Source organism: Methylobacterium durans (genome assembly GCF_003173715.1).
Classification (GTDB): domain Bacteria; phylum Pseudomonadota; class Alphaproteobacteria; order Rhizobiales; family Beijerinckiaceae; genus Methylobacterium; species Methylobacterium durans.
In genome coordinates this window covers 2,928,547-2,941,934 of record NZ_CP029550.1, presented here as the reverse complement: position 1 = coordinate 2,941,934, position 13,388 = coordinate 2,928,547, and the positions used below count along the sequence as shown (strand labels likewise).

The following is a 13,388-nucleotide window of genomic DNA, read 5'->3' as shown; positions in this document are numbered from 1 at the left end:
TCGCGTTGCCTCCCGCCGGGGCGCCGGCCTATAACCGCGCTCTTCCCAACGCGGCGACGTCGAGGATGGGGCCGGGTGGCGGCCGCGTTTCTCCGTCGCGAACGAACCGACAAGGTCACGCCATGGCCGGCCATTCCCAGTTCAAGAACATCATGCACCGCAAGGGCCGGGTGGACGCCGTCCGCTCGAAGGTCTTCGGCAAGCTCGCCCGCGAGATCACGGTGGCGGCCAAGCTCGGCACGCCCGATCCCGCCATGAACCCGCGCCTGCGCGCCGCGATCCTCGCGGCCCGGGCCGAGAACATGCCCAAGGACAACATCGAGCGCGCCATCAAGAAGGCGGCCGGCGGCGAGGGCGAGAATTACGAGGAGATCCGCTACGAGGGCTACGGCCCGGGCGGGGCCGCCCTCATCGTCGAGGCGCAGACCGACAACCGCAACCGCACCGCCTCCGACGTGCGCTCGGCCTTCACCAAGTCCGGCGGCAGCCTCGCCGAGACCGGCGCCGTCGCCTTCCTGTTCGACCGGGTCGGCATCGTCGCCTTCCCCGCATCCGTCGCCGACGCCGACGCGATGCTGGAGGCCGCGATCGAGGCGGGCGCGGACGACGTGCGCTCGGACGAGCACGGCCACGAGGTGACCTGCGCGCAGGATTCCTACGGCGAGGTGACGAAGGCGCTGGAGGCCCGCTTCGGCGAGCCGAGCCGCACCGCCCTCGTCTGGAAGGCGCAGACGACGATCGACGTCGACGACGAGACCGGAGAGAAGCTGATCCGCCTCGTCGAGGTGATCGAGGACCAGGACGACGTCCAGAACGTCTACGTCAACTTCGCCCTCTCCGATGCGCTGATGGCGAAGCTCGCGGCGTGAGGAGCCGACCCGCGTACCGCGCCGCTCCCCTTGCCGGAGCGGCCGGGACGATCACAGTTTCGTAGGGGCCGCACGGACCGGCCGCGAGGGACTTGCCTTCCGCGGCGCGTAGGACAGAGTTCCGGTTCGGCTCAGGCGAGGACGGCCCGGCAAGCGCGATGAAGAAGGCCCAGCACGTCATCTCGCGTCCCGGCGGCCGGTGGAGCGTGCGTCCGTCAGGGGCGGCGCGCGCCTCCCGCATCTTCGCGACGCAGGCCGAGGCGATCCGCTACGCGCGCGAGCGGGCCCGCGAGGCGGGCGCGGACCTCTACGTCCATCGCCGGGACGGCACGATCAGCGCGCGGGATCGATACGGGAGCGGGCCGGAGCCGACGCGCGGCTGAAGGGTCGCGGCGCGTGCCGTTCGAGACGAACGTCTTCGTCAACTGCCCGTTCGACGACGCCTACCTGCCGCTCCTGCGGCCGCTGCTCTTCTGCCTGCTCGATCTCGGCTACGAGCCCAGGATCGCCCTGGAGCGCCTGAACTCAGGCGAACCCCGCATCGAGAAGATCGTCGCGCTCATCCGGGAGTCGCGGTTCGGCATCCACGACCTGTCGCGGATCCAGGCGGCGCGCAAGGGCGAGTACTACCGCCTGAACATGCCGTTCGAGCTTGGGCTCGATGTCGGCTGTCGCCTCTACGGCGCCGACGCGCTCCGCTCCAAGAAGTGCCTGATCCTCGAGGCCGAGCGATACCGCTACCAGGCCGCCCTCTCGGACCTGTCGAACTCCGACATCGCCGTGCACGGCAACGAGCCGCTCAGCGTACTCAGCGAGGTCCGGAACTGGCTCTCGGCCGAGGAGAACCTGAGCGCGCCCGGGCCCTCGGCGATGTGGGACCGGTTCAACGACTTCGTCGCCGTCAACTACGATGCCTTAACGGAGCGCGGCTACTCGGACCGGGATGTCGAGCGACAGCCCATCCCCGAACTGCTCGCGGGGATGCGGCGATGGGTGGCGGCGCATCCTGCGAACCGCTAGGGTCCGCCGCATCAGGAGAGACCCCATGAGTGCCCCCGTCCGCATCCTCGGCATCGATCCGGGCCTGCGCCGCACCGGCTGGGGCGTGATCGAGGCGGCCGGGTCGAAGCTCGCCTATGTGGGCTGCGGCGCCATCACCTCCGACGGCGACCTGCCGCTGGCCCTGCGCCTGCGCGAGCTCTACGAGGGCATCACCCGCACCGTCGAGGCGTTTCGGCCCGACGAGGTCGCGGTGGAGGAGACCTTCGTCAACAAGGACGCGCAGGCGACGCTGAAGCTCGGCCACGCCCGCGCCGTCGCGCTGCTGGTGCCGGCGCTCGCCGGGGTGCCGGTCTTCGAGTATGCGGCCAACCTCATCAAGAAGACGGTCGCGGGCTCGGGCCACGCCGAGAAGGTGCAGATCCAGGCGATGGTGAAATTCCTGCTGCCGAAGGCCGAGTTCAAGCTCGCCGACGCGGCCGACGCGCTCGCCATCGCCATCACCCACGCCAACCACCGCGGGGCGCATGCCCTCAAGAGCCGGCACCTGCCAGCGGGCGTCGGCGGCCCGGCGGCGGCGCGGATCGCGGCCGCGCTCGCCCGGGGTTGAGGGCTACTCCACCGCCTTGAACTCGCCCTCGAGGCGCAGCGACACCTCGTCGCCGAGCACGGGCAGGAAGGCGTTGATGCCGAACTCCGAGCGCTTGAGCACCGTGCGCCCGTCGAAGCCGACCGTGTACTTCTTGTCGACGGGGCTGATCCCGGCCTGGTTGAAGGTCGCGTCGAAGGAGACGGGCTTCGTCACGCCGCGCAGGGTGAGGTCGCCGTTGATCCGGGCCGTGGTCGGGCTCGTCGGCTCCACCGAGGTCGAGGTGAAGGTCGCGGTCGGGAATTTCGCCGCGTCGAAGAAATCCGGCGTCTTCAGGTGCTGGTTGAGCTTGTCGTTGAGGCCGTTCACGCTGTCGATCCCGATCGTGACCGTGATCCGGCTCTTGCCCGGCTCCTTCGGGTCGAGGCTGGCCTGCGCCGCCACGTCGGTGATCTGGCCGTAATAGGTCGAGTAGCCGAGATGGCTCACCGACCACGTGATCTTGCCGTGGGCCGGGTCGAGCAGGTAGGCGCCGGGGCGCACCTGCGTCGGGTCGGTCGTCGGGGCGCCCGGATTCTCCGCCGCGGCGGGTCCGGCGAGGACGAGGGCGGCGGCGAGGCCGGCGGCGCGGAAGGGGAAGGACGCGGTCAGGCGCATCGGGCGGTCGCTCGAATCGTCGGGTGGCTTGCCCCGGCCGGGGCGCGGACCTTGATTTCACGAACCCGGCGGCGGCTCAAGGCCGCGTTGGCGACAGGACCCGGGACCCTGTAGGGCAGGGTCTCGGGATTGGAACGGACGGCTCGATGATCGGGAAGCTCAGGGGCTTGGTGGATTCCTACGGCGAGGATTTCGTCATCCTCGACGTGAACGGCGTCGGCTACGTGGTGCATTGCTCCGCCCGCACGCTGCAGCGCCTGCCGCAGCCCGGCGAGGCGGCGGACCTCTCGATCGAGACCCATGTCCGCGAGGACATGATCCGCCTCTACGGCTTCCGCTCGGACGCGGAGCGGGAATGGTTCCGCCTGCTCCAGACCGTGCAGGGCGTCGGCAGCCGGGTGGCGCTCGGCGTCCTCTCGGTGCTGGAGCCGGCCAACCTCGCCACCGCCATCGCCACGGGCGACAAGGGCGCCATCGCGCGCGCGCCCGGCGTCGGCCCGCGGCTGGCCGCCCGGCTCGTCGCCGAACTGAAGGACAAGGCGCCCGCCTTCGCGCCGATCGACCCCGCCCTGATCGCGCTCACCGGCGCCGTCGAGGACCGCACCGCGCCCCAGCCCGTGGCGGACGCGATCTCGGCGCTGGTCAATCTCGGCTACCCGCAGGTCCAGGCCTCCGCCGCGGTCGCCGCCGCGATGAAGGGCGCGGGCGAGGGTGCGGAGGCGAAGACCCTGATCCGGCTCGGCCTGCGCGAACTGGCGCGCTGACGCGGCCCGGCCCGCATCCCGCGCGCCCGGCACCCTCGTCAGAATCGGATATCCCACGGATCCGGCTGCCGATTTTCATGGGGCGGGCTGCGTCCGGCTCCCGCCAGCGGCCTGTGCGCGATCAACGCGCCGACGTCGCGTTCGTGATCGCTCCGCCGCCGCGATCATCGCCGCGCCTAGACCACCTACGGCTGCATCGGCACCGGGTTCCGACTACTCGACGCCCGAGAACATCTCGTCGAAGGAATAGCCGGAGCCGCGCACCGTGCGGATCGGATCGGACTGGCGGGCCCGGTTGATGGCCTTGCGCAGGCGGCCGACATGCACGTCCACCGTGCGCTCGTCGATGTAGACGTCGTGGCCCCAGACCCCGTCGAGGAGCTGCTCCCGCGAGAAGACCCGTCCCGGGCTCTGCATCAGGAATTCGAGGAGCTTGAACTCGGTCGGTCCGAGATGGATCTCGCGGCCCGAGCGGCGGATCCGGTGGCTGACCCGGTCGAGCTCGATGTCGCCGGCCACCAGCAGGTTCGCCACGTGCGCGGGCTTGGCCCGCCGCAGGAGGGCGCGCACGCGGGCCAGAAGCTCGGGCACCGAGAACGGCTTGACGATGTAGTCGTCCGCCCCCGTGCCGAGGCCGCGGATGCGGTCCCCCTCCTCGCCGCGGGCGGTCAGCATGATGACGGGCAGCCGCTCGGTCTCCCGCCGCGCCCGGATGCGGCGGCAGAGTTCGATCCCGGAGAGTCCCGGAAGCATCCAGTCGAGGAGGACGAGGTCCGGCACCTGCTCGGCGAGGCGGATCTCCGCCTCGTCGCCGCGGATGGCGGAATCGACCGTGAAGCCCTCGGCCTCCAGGTTGTAGCGCAGGAGGAGGGTCAGGGCCTCCTCGTCCTCGACGATCAGGATCCGCGTGCTCATGCCTGCTCGCGCCTTCAGGCTCCCACGCCCGGCAAAACCGTCGCGTAGTTCGAGGCGTCGTTCTTCGGGCGCTCGATGGCGAGCGTCTCGCCGGTGGCGAGGTAGTGGATCGTCTCGGCGATGTTGGTGGTATGGTCGCCGATCCGCTCCACGTTCTTGGCGCAGAACAGGAGATGCGTGCAGAACGAGATGTTGCGCGGATCTTCCATCATGTAGGTCAGGAGTTCACGGAACAGGGAATTGTAGAGGGCGTCGATCGCCCCGTCCCGCTCCCAGACGTCGTGGGCGGATTTCGTGTCCCGGCTGGCGTAGGCGTCGAGGACGTCCTTGAGCTGCTCCTGCACGAGGTCGCTCATGTGCTGCACGCCGAGCACGATCTTCTGCGGCTGGGCCTGATCGCTGATCGCAACGACGCGCTTGGCGATGTTCTTCGCGAGATCCCCGATCCGCTCGAGATCGCCCGAGACCCGGATCGCCGAGATCGTCTCGCGCAGGTCGATGGCGAGCGGCTGGCGCCGGGCGATGAGGAGGACGGCGCGCTCCTCGATCTCGCGCTGGAGCACGTCGAGGCGCTTGTCGGCGGCGATCACGGCCTGGGCGAGCACCGTGTCGCGGCGGACCAGCGCCTGGCTCGCCTCGGCCATCATCTTCTCGGCGACGCCCCCCATCTCCGAGATCGACCGGCGCAGGTCGTTGAGATCGTTGTCGTAGGAGGTGACGATGTGCTCGGACATGGTCGTGATCCTCGGGGCTGGCGCGGGAACGGGAGAACGGGAATGGACCGGCTCAGCCGAAGCGGCCGGTGATGTAGTCCTGCGTCTGCCGCTTCTCCGGGTTCATGAAGATCCGGGTGGTGGGGCCGAACTCGACGAGCTCGCCGAGATACATGAAGGCGGTGAACTGCGAGATGCGGGCCGCCTGCTGCATGTTGTGCGTCACGATGGCGATGGTGAACTCGTCCCGCAGCTGCTCGATCAGTTCCTCGATGCGCCCCGTCGAGATCGGGTCGAGGGCCGAAGTCGGCTCGTCGAACAGGATCACCTCCGGGCGCTGCGCCACCGTGCGGGCGATGCAGAGGCGCTGCTGCTGCCCGCCCGAGAGACCCATGCCGGACTGCTTGAGCTTGTCCTTCACCTCGTCCCAGAGGGCGGCCTTGCGCAGGCTTTCCTCGACCCGCAGGTCGAGCTCGGCCTTCGGCAGGCGCTCGTAGAGGCGAAGCCCGAAGGCGACGTTGTCGTAGATCGACATCGGGAAGGGCGTCGGCTTCTGGAACACCATGCCGACCCGGGCGCGCAGCTCGTTGAGGTCGACCTTCGGGTCGAGGATGTTCTGGCCGTCGAGGAGGATCTCGCCGTCCGCCCGCTGCTCGGGATAGAGGCTGTAGATCCGGTTGAAGGTGCGCAGCAGCGTCGACTTCCCGCAGCCCGAAGGCCCGATCAGCGCCGTGACCTGCCGGTCGTGGAAATTGAGGTTGATGTTCTTCAGGCCGTGGAACGTGCCGTAGTAGAAGTCGAGGTTCTTCACGGCGATACGAACGGGCGCGCTGGCGTTGGCCTGGCTGCGGCCGCTGAGCGACGCGCTGACGGCGGGGGAGGCGCTCATCGGGTGGTTCCTTCGGAAGGCCGTTCGGCCGGAGAGGGATCGGTGCGCGGGCGCTCAGCGCGCCCGCTCGGACTTCACGACGAGGCGCGCCACCACCGAGAGGGCGAGGATCGCGACCGTGATCAGGAGGGCGCCGGCCCAGGCGAGGCTCTGCCAGTTCGGGTAGGGCGAGAGGGCGAACTGGTAGATCATCACCGGCAGGTTCGCGACGCCGCCCATCAGGCTGGCATTGAACCAGGAGTTGTTGTTGAGGGCCGTGAACAGGAGCGGCGCCGTCTCGCCGGCGATGCGGGCGAGCGCCAGGATCACGCCCGTGACGATGCCGGCGGAGGCGGCCCGCCACGTCACGCTCATGATCACGCGGGAGGGCGGTGCGCCGAGGGCGGCGCCGGCCTCGCGCAAGGGGCCCGGAACGAGGCGCAGCATGTCCTCGGTGGTGCGCACGATGACCGGCGTCGCGATGATGGCGAGCGCCACGCCCCCGGCCCAGCCCGAGTAGGTCCCCATCGGCCGCACCATCAGGGTGTAGACGAACAGGCCGATCAGGATCGAGGGCGCGGAGAGCAGCACGTCGTTGAGGAAGCGGATCACGTCGGCGAGCTTCGAGCCGCGGCCGTACTCGGCGAGATAGGTCCCCGCCATCACGCCGATCGGGGTCGCCACCACGATGCCGATCAGGGTGAGGACGAGGCTGCCGAGCACCGCATTGGCGATGCCGCCGCCCTCCGAGCCGGGGCCCGGCGTCGGCTGGGTCAGGAGCGTCGCCGAGAAGCCGCGCAGCCCCTCGACGATGAGCATCAGCAGGATCGAGCCGAGCACCACGGCGCCGATCAGCGTCGCCACCAGACAGGCAACCTTCAGGGTCCGGTCGGCCGCGCGGCGGCTCGGGCGCACGCGGCTCCCGATCGGCGGGCGATCCCGGGTCGCGGCTTGCGTCATGGGGTTGGCGGCATCCATCGGTGGCCTCCTCAGGCGACCTTGACGCGGCGCACGAGCAGGCGCGCGATGATGAGCACGATGAAGGTGACGACGAAGAGAATGCAGCCGAGCGCCATCAGCGCGTTGAGCTGCATGCCATCCGCCTCGTTGAACTCGTTGGCGATCCGCGAGGCGATGGTCGAGCCCGGATCGAAAATCGAGGCGGAGAGGCGGTTGGCGTTGCCGATCACGAAGGTGACCGCCATGGTCTCGCCGAGCGCCCGGCCGAGGCCGAGCATGATGGCGCCGATGATCGAGACCGAGGCCTGCGGCACCAGCACGTGGCGAACCACTTCCCAGGTGGTGCAGCCGATCCCGTAGGCGCTCTCGCGCAGGATGGTCGGGATCTGGTCGAGCATGTCGCGGGTGATCGAGGCCACGAAGGGCACGATCATGATGGCGAGGATGATGCCCGCCGTCAGGATGCCGACGCCCGAGGGCACGCGGGCGTAGAGCAGCGTGCCGACGATGGGCAGCCCCTCGACGAGGTTCGAGACCGGCACCTGCACGAAGCGCGCGAAGAGCGGCGCGAAGATGAACAGGCCCCACATCCCGTAGATGATGCTCGGCACCGCGGCGAGGAGCTCGATCGTCATGGCGACGGGCTTGCGCGCCCAGCCGGGGCAGAGCTGCGTCAGGTAGACGGCGATGGCGAGCGAGAGCGGCACGCCGATCAGGAGGGCGATCAGCGCCGAGGCGATCGTGCCGACGACGGCGACCCAGGCGCCGAACTGCTCGGTGCCGATGTTCCAGGCCGTGGAGGTGACGAAGCCCGGCCCGAACTCGCGGAAGGCCGGCCAGCCGCCGTAGGCGATCGAGCCGAGGATGCCGGCGAGCACGAGGAGGACGATCAGGGCGGAGCCGTAGGCGGCGGCGCGGAACAGGCCGTCGAGCCCCTTGCTCGGGGGTCTGCGGACGATTCCCGCATCGGAGCGCGCCAGCGCGATCTGTTCGGTCAAGGAGGCCATCCGCAATTCTCGTCGGTTCGAGGCGTTTAGCGCGCGGCGGGTTCGGATGCGAGCGGGGCGGCAGGCACGCCCCTCCCCCGTGCGGGGGAGGGATCGAGGGTGAGGGTGGCGCCGTGACGGGCCGGCAGGACCGTCCGCATCCCATCGCTCCCCTCGCCCGGGTGGATCTCGGGCGAGCCCGAGATCCACCCGGGGAGGAGGCAGGGTCGGCCTCACATGTTGAAGACGGGCTTCCCGTCCTTGCCCTTGATCTGCTTCCACTCCTCGTGGATCAGGCCGACGACGTTGTCGGGCAGGGGCACGTAGTCGAGCTCGGTCGCGAGCTTGTCGCCGTTCTTGTAGGCCCAGTCGAAGAACTTGAGCACATCCGTCGACTTCGCGGCGTCGGCCGGATCCTTGTAGACCAGGATGAAGGTCGCGGCGGTGATCGGCCACGCTCCCTCGCCGGCCTGGTTCGTGAGCGAGATGCCGAAGCCCGGGGCGGCCTTCCAGTCGGCGCTGGCGGCGGCGGCCTGGAACGCCTTGTCGTCCGGCTGCGGATACTTGCCGGCCTTGTTCTGGATCAGCGTGTGGCTGAGCTTGTTCTGCTTGGCGTAGGCCGACTCGACGTAGCCGATGGCGTTCGGGACCTGCTTGACGGTGGCGGTGACGCCCTCGTTGCCCTTGCCGCCCTGGCCGGCCGGCCAGGAGATGGTGGTGGCCGCACCGAACTCCTTCTTCCAGGGCTCGGAGACCTGGGAGAGATAGGTGGTGAAGATGTTCGTCGTGCCGGACGCGTCGGAGCGGTAGACCGGAGTGATCGTCGCCTCGGGCAGCTTCACGCCCTCGTTGAGCGCGGCGATCTTCGGGTCCGACCACTTGGTGATCCGGCCGGCGTAGATGTCGGCCACGACCTCGCCCGTGAGCTTGAGCTTGCCCGGCTCGACGCCGGCGATGTTCACCACGGTGACGACGCCGCCCATCACGGTCGGGAACTGGACGAGGCCGTCCTTCTCGAGGGCCGCGCCCTTGAGGGGCGCGTCCGTGGCGCCGAAATCGACGGTCTTGGCCTGGATCTGCTTGATGCCGCCGCCGGAGCCGATCGACTGATAATTCAGGCCGGTGCCGGTTTCCTTGCGGTAGGCCTCGGCCCACTTCGAGTAGACGGGGAAGGGGAACGTGGCACCGGCACCGGTGATGTCGGCGGCCGTTGCGGGGAGGGCGAGCTGAATCGTCGCGATGCCGATGGCGAGCGCGTAGCTGAAGGGTTTCACGTGCGTCTCCGTTTGCTGCCGGGCGTCGAGCCCCGCGGCGCTCCGGTTCCGGAGCCCTGAGGCATTGCGCGGACGGCTGAGAAGCCGGCCGGGGCTGCGATAGCCGCCCGACGATGCCGCCTCTATGACGGGGACATGACAGGCGGATGACAGCGCCGGGCGGGAGCGAGCCTCCGCACCGCTTACGCACTCAACCGCAGGTTCTCTGGCGCGGATCCGCACGTCCAAGGCAGGGATCGGCCGAGGTCGACACCCGCAATGGCACGGTTTGGCGGCCTCGCGCGTTCCTCAAGCGGAACGGTCGCGGATCCTCAATCCGCGGCGCGTCGCCGGACGGATACGATGTCGAGCGTGGACAACGGACTTTCCGCAGTCGCGGCGGATCAGGCGGGCCGGGATCCGGCGGATCCGACCGAGGCCGCCTATCTGGAGCTTCACCGGCGGCGCGAAGCGCTGGAGCGGAGCCTCGCGCTCGTGCAGATCCGCCTGCGTTGTGCGGCCGACGCGGCCGACGCGGCCCGCATCAAGGCCGAAGAGGCGAGCCAGCTCCGGGATCTCGATCAGGTGCTGACGATGATCCGCGCCGCCGAGTACAAGCGCCGGCCGGGTGCGCGGCGCTGGTGATCGTCAGACGGAGCCGCGCTGCCTGTCGCGCTCCTTGTGGCGCAGGCGCAGAAGCAGGTCGACCTGCGAATCGGGAATCGGCTGCCGGTCGACGCTGTCCTCGTAGATCGTGCGAAGCGCATGGCCGAGGCGGAAGCGGGTGTCGACACTGAGAACCGGAGCGGAGGTGCAACCCTCCGTCGAGAAGCTATCCGATTGTGCGATCTCCTCGCGCATCGTCTCTCCCCTTGAGACTGGAACGCCGCTCCCCGCAGAAGGCAGGGAGCGTCGCGGTGAATCTCGCGCGGGATGGTTAACAAATCATTACGGCCAAGTTGTGCGCAAGTCTGCGGCGCGCGGTTCGCATGGTGAGGATGCGCCGAGCGCAGCGGGCAGCGCCGAATACGCTGCGTGACTGGTCGCGGAGCGTGCGGCGCGCGCCCTCAAGCCCCCGCACCTTGCAGAAGCCGCGCCGCGGCCGCGCGCGCCTCGTCGGTGACCGTTGCGCCCGCGAGCATCCGGGCGATCTCCTCGCGCCGCGCCTCGACGGGCAGTGTCGCGACCCGTGTCGCGACCCGATCGCTGCCCTTGACCGGGTCCTTGGCGATCAGGAAATGCGTCTGCGCCCGCGCCGCCACCTGGGGGGCGTGGGTGACGGCGACGACCTGCACGTCGCGCGACAGCCGGGCGAGCCGCGCGCCGATCGCGTCCGCGACCGCGCCGCCGACGCCGGTGTCGATCTCGTCGAAGATCAGGGTCGGCGCCGAACCCTTGTCGGCGAGCACCACCTTCAGCGCCAGCATGAACCGGGAAAGCTCGCCGCCGGAGGCCACTTTCATCATCGGCCCCGGCCGCGTGCCGGGATTCGTCTGGGCCCAGAACTCGACCCGGTCGCTGCCCGCGGCGTCGCGCGAATCGGGATCGGTCGCGATCTCGGTGATGAAGCGGGCGCGCTCGAGCTTGAGCGGGGGCAGCTCCGCCTTCACGGCCGCGTCGAGTGATTTGGCCGCCCGCTTCCGACACTCGCTGAGCTTGGTCGCCGCCTTGGCGTAGGCGGCCTCGGCGGCATCGAGCGCCTGCTGCAGGCCGCCGAGCGCCTCCTCGCCCGCGTCGATCGCCGCGACGTCCGCGACGTAGCGCTCGCGCAGGGCCGCGAGATCGTCGGCCGCCACGTCGTATTTGCGGGAGGCGGCGCGCAGGGCGAACAGCCGCTCCTCGACCCGCTCCAGCTCGCGCGGATCGAACTCGGTCTCGGAGAGGGCCGCGTCGAGAACGGCGCGCGCCTCGTCGAGCGCCACCAAGGCCGCGTCGAGGGCGGCGATGCAGGGCTCGACGAGGGCAGGCAGTTGCGCGGCCCGCCGCTCCAGCTTGCGCACGGCCGACGAGAGATGGGCGCTGCCGGAATTCGCGCCGCCGACCGCCTCCAGCGCGTCGTTGAGCTCGCGCGCCACCTTCTCGCTCTGCTGCATCACGGTGCGGCGCTCGGCGAGCGTCGCTTCCTCACCGGGCTGGGGATCGAGGGTCGCGAGTTCGTCCACGGCGTGGCGCAGGAAGTCCGATTCCTTGCGCGCGGCCTCGACGCGGGCGCGTTGGTCGGCGAGCGCTCCGCGAGCGCCGCGCACGCGCTTTGCGGCCTCGCCGACCGCCGCGAGCGGTCCCTGGAGCCCACCGAAGGCGTCGAGGATGGCGCGGTGCGTTGAGGGGTCGGCGAGAGCCCGGTCATCGTGCTGGCCGTGAATCTCGACGAGGGCCGCGCCGATCGCGCGCAGCACCTGCACGCCCACGGGCTGGTCGTTGACGAAGGCGCGGGTGCGCCCGTCCGCCATCTGCGTGCGGCGCAGGATCAGGTCGCCTTCGGTGTCGATCTCGGCCTCCGCCGCGACGGCGCGGGCCGGGTGGTCGAGGGGCGCGTCGAAGACGGCAGTGACGCTGCCCTGGCTTTCGCCGTGGCGCACGAGGCGCCCGTCACCGCGGCCGCCGAGGGCCAGGGCGAAGGCGTCGAGGAGGATCGACTTGCCCGCGCCTGTCTCGCCGGTCAGGACGCTCAGCCCGTCGCGGAAGTTCAGCTCAAGCTTGTCGATCAGAACGATGTCGCGGATCGCAAGCTGCACGAGCATGCCGCGTCGGAAGCCCTGTCGTCACTCTGGAAGGCCGTCATGTAAGGCCAAGCGCTGCGGAGCGCACGCCTAAAATGCAGCGCGGGCGAGGCGGCGTCTGCCGGCCTCGCCCGCGATTCGTAGAAGGACCGCCGGGCGGCCTTACTGAGCCGAGGCGGTGCGCCCGGTGACCGATGAGAAGACGCGGCTCAGCCAGGAGCCCTTCTCCTCACGCGGCTCCAGGCCGCCGTTCTGCAGGAGCGCGTGGGCATCCTTATACCAGGGCGAGTCGGGGAAATTGTGCCCGAGCACCGCCGCGGCGTTCTGCGCCTCCTGGGTGATGCCGAGTGCCATGTAGGCCTCGACGAGGCGCTCCAGCGCCTCCTCGGTGTGGCGGGTCGTCTGGTACTTGCTGATCACGTCGCGGAAACGGTTGATCGCGGCCGGGAAGTTGCGCTTCTGCAGGTAGTAGCGGCCCACCTCCATTTCCTTGCCGGCGATCTGGTCGCGGGTGATCTGGATCTTGGCCTTGGCGTCGTTGGCGTATTCCGAGGTGGGGTAGCGCTGGACCAGTTCCTGGAGGGCGACGAGCGCCTTCTCCGAGCGGTCCTGGTCGCGGGTCACGTCGGGGATCTGCTTATACTGCGACATCGCCATCAGGTACTGGGCGTAGGCCGCGTCCTTGCTCGCCGGGTGGCGCTGCAGGTAGCGCTTCGAGGCGTTGATCGCGTCGTCGTACTTCTGGCCCTCGTAATTCGCGTAGGCTGTCATCAGCAGCGCTTTGCGCGACCAGTCGGAGTAGGAATACTGCTTGTCGAGGTCGCCGAACTTCTTGACCGCGCCCTCGTAGTCGCTGTCTTCCATCTTGGCCAAGCCCTCGCTGTAGAGCTTGTCCGCGGGGACGTCCGGGATGACCTCGGGCTTGTACTTCTCGGCGAAGGGATTGATCGAATCGAGCGCGTCGCAACCGCCGAGTCCGAGGCCGAGGACGCTCAGGAGCACGGCCGCCAGCGCACCGCGGTTCGGATAGGTGACAGGCATTTGCGGTTCATTCCCCAACAGGCGCGGCTCATTCTGCGAGAGCCTCGCGCCGCC

The 13,388-nt window shown here is 69.7% G+C and carries 16 protein-coding genes; 6 read left to right on the top strand and 10 right to left on the bottom strand.

Going from position 1 to position 13,388, the window contains the following annotated elements; genetic code table 11:
• Window positions 1–122: 122 nt before the first annotated feature.
• The 4 genes from DK389_RS13470 (at window position 123) to ruvC (ending at window position 2,478) form a co-directional block, all read left to right on the top strand.
• Window positions 123–869 carry a YebC/PmpR family DNA-binding transcriptional regulator gene (locus tag DK389_RS13470; RefSeq protein WP_109890265.1) on the top strand — a complete coding sequence of 249 codons (747 nt, stop codon included), beginning with the start codon at window positions 123–125 and terminating at the stop codon, window positions 867–869.
• A gap of 158 nt (window positions 870–1,027) precedes the next feature.
• On the top strand, window positions 1,028–1,252 hold the full coding sequence (locus DK389_RS13465) for a DUF2188 domain-containing protein (protein ID WP_109890263.1): 225 nt from the start codon (window positions 1,028–1,030) through the stop codon (window positions 1,250–1,252).
• Window positions 1,253–1,265: 13 nt separating this feature from the next.
• Complete coding sequence (locus tag DK389_RS13460; RefSeq protein ID WP_109890261.1) at window positions 1,266–1,889, top strand: hypothetical protein; 624 nt, start codon at window positions 1,266–1,268, stop codon at window positions 1,887–1,889.
• Between the two features lie 25 nt (window positions 1,890–1,914).
• Window positions 1,915–2,478, top strand: coding sequence for a crossover junction endodeoxyribonuclease RuvC (gene ruvC, locus DK389_RS13455; RefSeq protein WP_109890259.1), 564 nt, complete (start codon window positions 1,915–1,917; stop codon window positions 2,476–2,478).
• A 3-nt stretch (window positions 2,479–2,481) separates the two neighbouring features.
• Here the strand turns inward: ruvC and DK389_RS13450 are convergent, their stop codons facing one another.
• Entirely contained in the window at window positions 2,482–3,114 is a 633-nt protein-coding gene (locus DK389_RS13450) for a YceI family protein (protein ID WP_109890257.1), read from the bottom strand.
• 146 nt (window positions 3,115–3,260) lie between these two features.
• Between DK389_RS13450 and ruvA the strand changes: the two genes are divergently transcribed.
• Window positions 3,261–3,878: a Holliday junction branch migration protein RuvA gene (gene ruvA / locus DK389_RS13445; protein ID WP_109890252.1), complete on the top strand. Its 618-nt coding sequence runs from the start codon at window positions 3,261–3,263 to the stop codon at window positions 3,876–3,878.
• A gap of 213 nt (window positions 3,879–4,091) precedes the next feature.
• On the opposite strand, the gene phoB is transcribed toward ruvA, so the two are convergent.
• From phoB to pstS, 6 genes are all read right to left on the bottom strand, one after another.
• On the bottom strand, window positions 4,092–4,793 hold the full coding sequence (gene phoB, locus DK389_RS13440; RefSeq protein WP_109890250.1) for a phosphate regulon transcriptional regulator PhoB: 702 nt from the start codon (window positions 4,791–4,793) through the stop codon (window positions 4,092–4,094).
• 14 nt (window positions 4,794–4,807) lie between these two features.
• The gene (phoU, locus tag DK389_RS13435; protein ID WP_109890248.1) at window positions 4,808–5,527 is read right to left on the bottom strand and encodes a phosphate signaling complex protein PhoU; all 720 of its coding nucleotides are present in this window, start codon (window positions 5,525–5,527) and stop codon (window positions 4,808–4,810) included.
• Between the two features lie 52 nt (window positions 5,528–5,579).
• Complete coding sequence (gene pstB, locus DK389_RS13430) at window positions 5,580–6,395, bottom strand: phosphate ABC transporter ATP-binding protein PstB (RefSeq protein ID WP_109890246.1); 816 nt, start codon at window positions 6,393–6,395, stop codon at window positions 5,580–5,582.
• Between the two features lie 54 nt (window positions 6,396–6,449).
• Window positions 6,450–7,352, bottom strand: a complete 903-nt coding sequence (pstA, locus tag DK389_RS13425; RefSeq protein ID WP_109890245.1) for a phosphate ABC transporter permease PstA — start codon at window positions 7,350–7,352, stop codon at window positions 6,450–6,452.
• An 11-nt stretch (window positions 7,353–7,363) separates the two neighbouring features.
• Entirely contained in the window at window positions 7,364–8,341 is a 978-nt protein-coding gene (gene pstC / locus DK389_RS13420; RefSeq protein WP_109890243.1) for a phosphate ABC transporter permease subunit PstC, read from the bottom strand.
• 212 nt (window positions 8,342–8,553) lie between these two features.
• The gene (pstS, locus tag DK389_RS13415) at window positions 8,554–9,594 is read right to left on the bottom strand and encodes a phosphate ABC transporter substrate-binding protein PstS (protein ID WP_109890241.1); all 1,041 of its coding nucleotides are present in this window, start codon (window positions 9,592–9,594) and stop codon (window positions 8,554–8,556) included.
• 342 nt (window positions 9,595–9,936) lie between these two features.
• Between pstS and DK389_RS13410 the strand changes: the two genes are divergently transcribed.
• Window positions 9,937–10,218 carry a hypothetical protein gene (locus tag DK389_RS13410; RefSeq protein ID WP_109890240.1) on the top strand — a complete coding sequence of 94 codons (282 nt, stop codon included), beginning with the start codon at window positions 9,937–9,939 and terminating at the stop codon, window positions 10,216–10,218.
• Between the two features lie 3 nt (window positions 10,219–10,221).
• Here DK389_RS13410 and DK389_RS13405 read toward each other — a convergent pair whose 3' ends face one another.
• From DK389_RS13405 to DK389_RS13395, 3 genes are all read right to left on the bottom strand, one after another.
• Complete coding sequence (locus tag DK389_RS13405; protein WP_109890238.1) at window positions 10,222–10,434, bottom strand: hypothetical protein; 213 nt, start codon at window positions 10,432–10,434, stop codon at window positions 10,222–10,224.
• A gap of 206 nt (window positions 10,435–10,640) precedes the next feature.
• Window positions 10,641–12,314: a DNA repair protein RecN gene (gene recN, locus DK389_RS13400; protein WP_109890236.1), complete on the bottom strand. Its 1,674-nt coding sequence runs from the start codon at window positions 12,312–12,314 to the stop codon at window positions 10,641–10,643.
• 141 nt (window positions 12,315–12,455) lie between these two features.
• A complete protein-coding gene (locus DK389_RS13395) occupies window positions 12,456–13,334 on the bottom strand; it encodes an outer membrane protein assembly factor BamD (protein WP_109890234.1) in 879 nt (292 codons plus the stop codon).
• Window positions 13,335–13,388 lie beyond the last annotated feature (54 nt).

Bases quoted from the DNA above. Each gene is read 5' to 3' on its own strand.
- phoB (WP_109890250.1), bottom strand. From the start codon at position 4,793: ATGAGCACGCGGATCCTGATCGTCGAGGACGAGGAGGCCCTGACCCTC.
- phoU (WP_109890248.1), bottom strand. From the start codon at position 5,527: ATGTCCGAGCACATCGTCACCTCCTACGACAACGATCTCAACGACCTG.
- recN (WP_109890236.1), bottom strand. From the start codon at position 12,314: ATGCTCGTGCAGCTTGCGATCCGCGACATCGTTCTGATCGACAAGCTT.
- DK389_RS13450 (WP_109890257.1), bottom strand. From the start codon at position 3,114: ATGCGCCTGACCGCGTCCTTCCCCTTCCGCGCCGCCGGCCTCGCCGCC.
- DK389_RS13395 (WP_109890234.1), bottom strand. From the start codon at position 13,334: ATGCCTGTCACCTATCCGAACCGCGGTGCGCTGGCGGCCGTGCTCCTG.
- DK389_RS13465 (WP_109890263.1), top strand. From the start codon at position 1,028: ATGAAGAAGGCCCAGCACGTCATCTCGCGTCCCGGCGGCCGGTGGAGC.
- ruvC (WP_109890259.1), top strand. From the start codon at position 1,915: ATGAGTGCCCCCGTCCGCATCCTCGGCATCGATCCGGGCCTGCGCCGC.
- DK389_RS13405 (WP_109890238.1), bottom strand. From the start codon at position 10,434: ATGCGCGAGGAGATCGCACAATCGGATAGCTTCTCGACGGAGGGTTGC.
- pstB (WP_109890246.1), bottom strand. From the start codon at position 6,395: ATGAGCGCCTCCCCCGCCGTCAGCGCGTCGCTCAGCGGCCGCAGCCAG.
- DK389_RS13470 (WP_109890265.1), top strand. From the start codon at position 123: ATGGCCGGCCATTCCCAGTTCAAGAACATCATGCACCGCAAGGGCCGG.
- DK389_RS13410 (WP_109890240.1), top strand. From the start codon at position 9,937: ATGTCGAGCGTGGACAACGGACTTTCCGCAGTCGCGGCGGATCAGGCG.
- pstA (WP_109890245.1), bottom strand. From the start codon at position 7,352: ATGGATGCCGCCAACCCCATGACGCAAGCCGCGACCCGGGATCGCCCG.
- pstC (WP_109890243.1), bottom strand. From the start codon at position 8,341: ATGGCCTCCTTGACCGAACAGATCGCGCTGGCGCGCTCCGATGCGGGA.
- ruvA (WP_109890252.1), top strand. From the start codon at position 3,261: ATGATCGGGAAGCTCAGGGGCTTGGTGGATTCCTACGGCGAGGATTTC.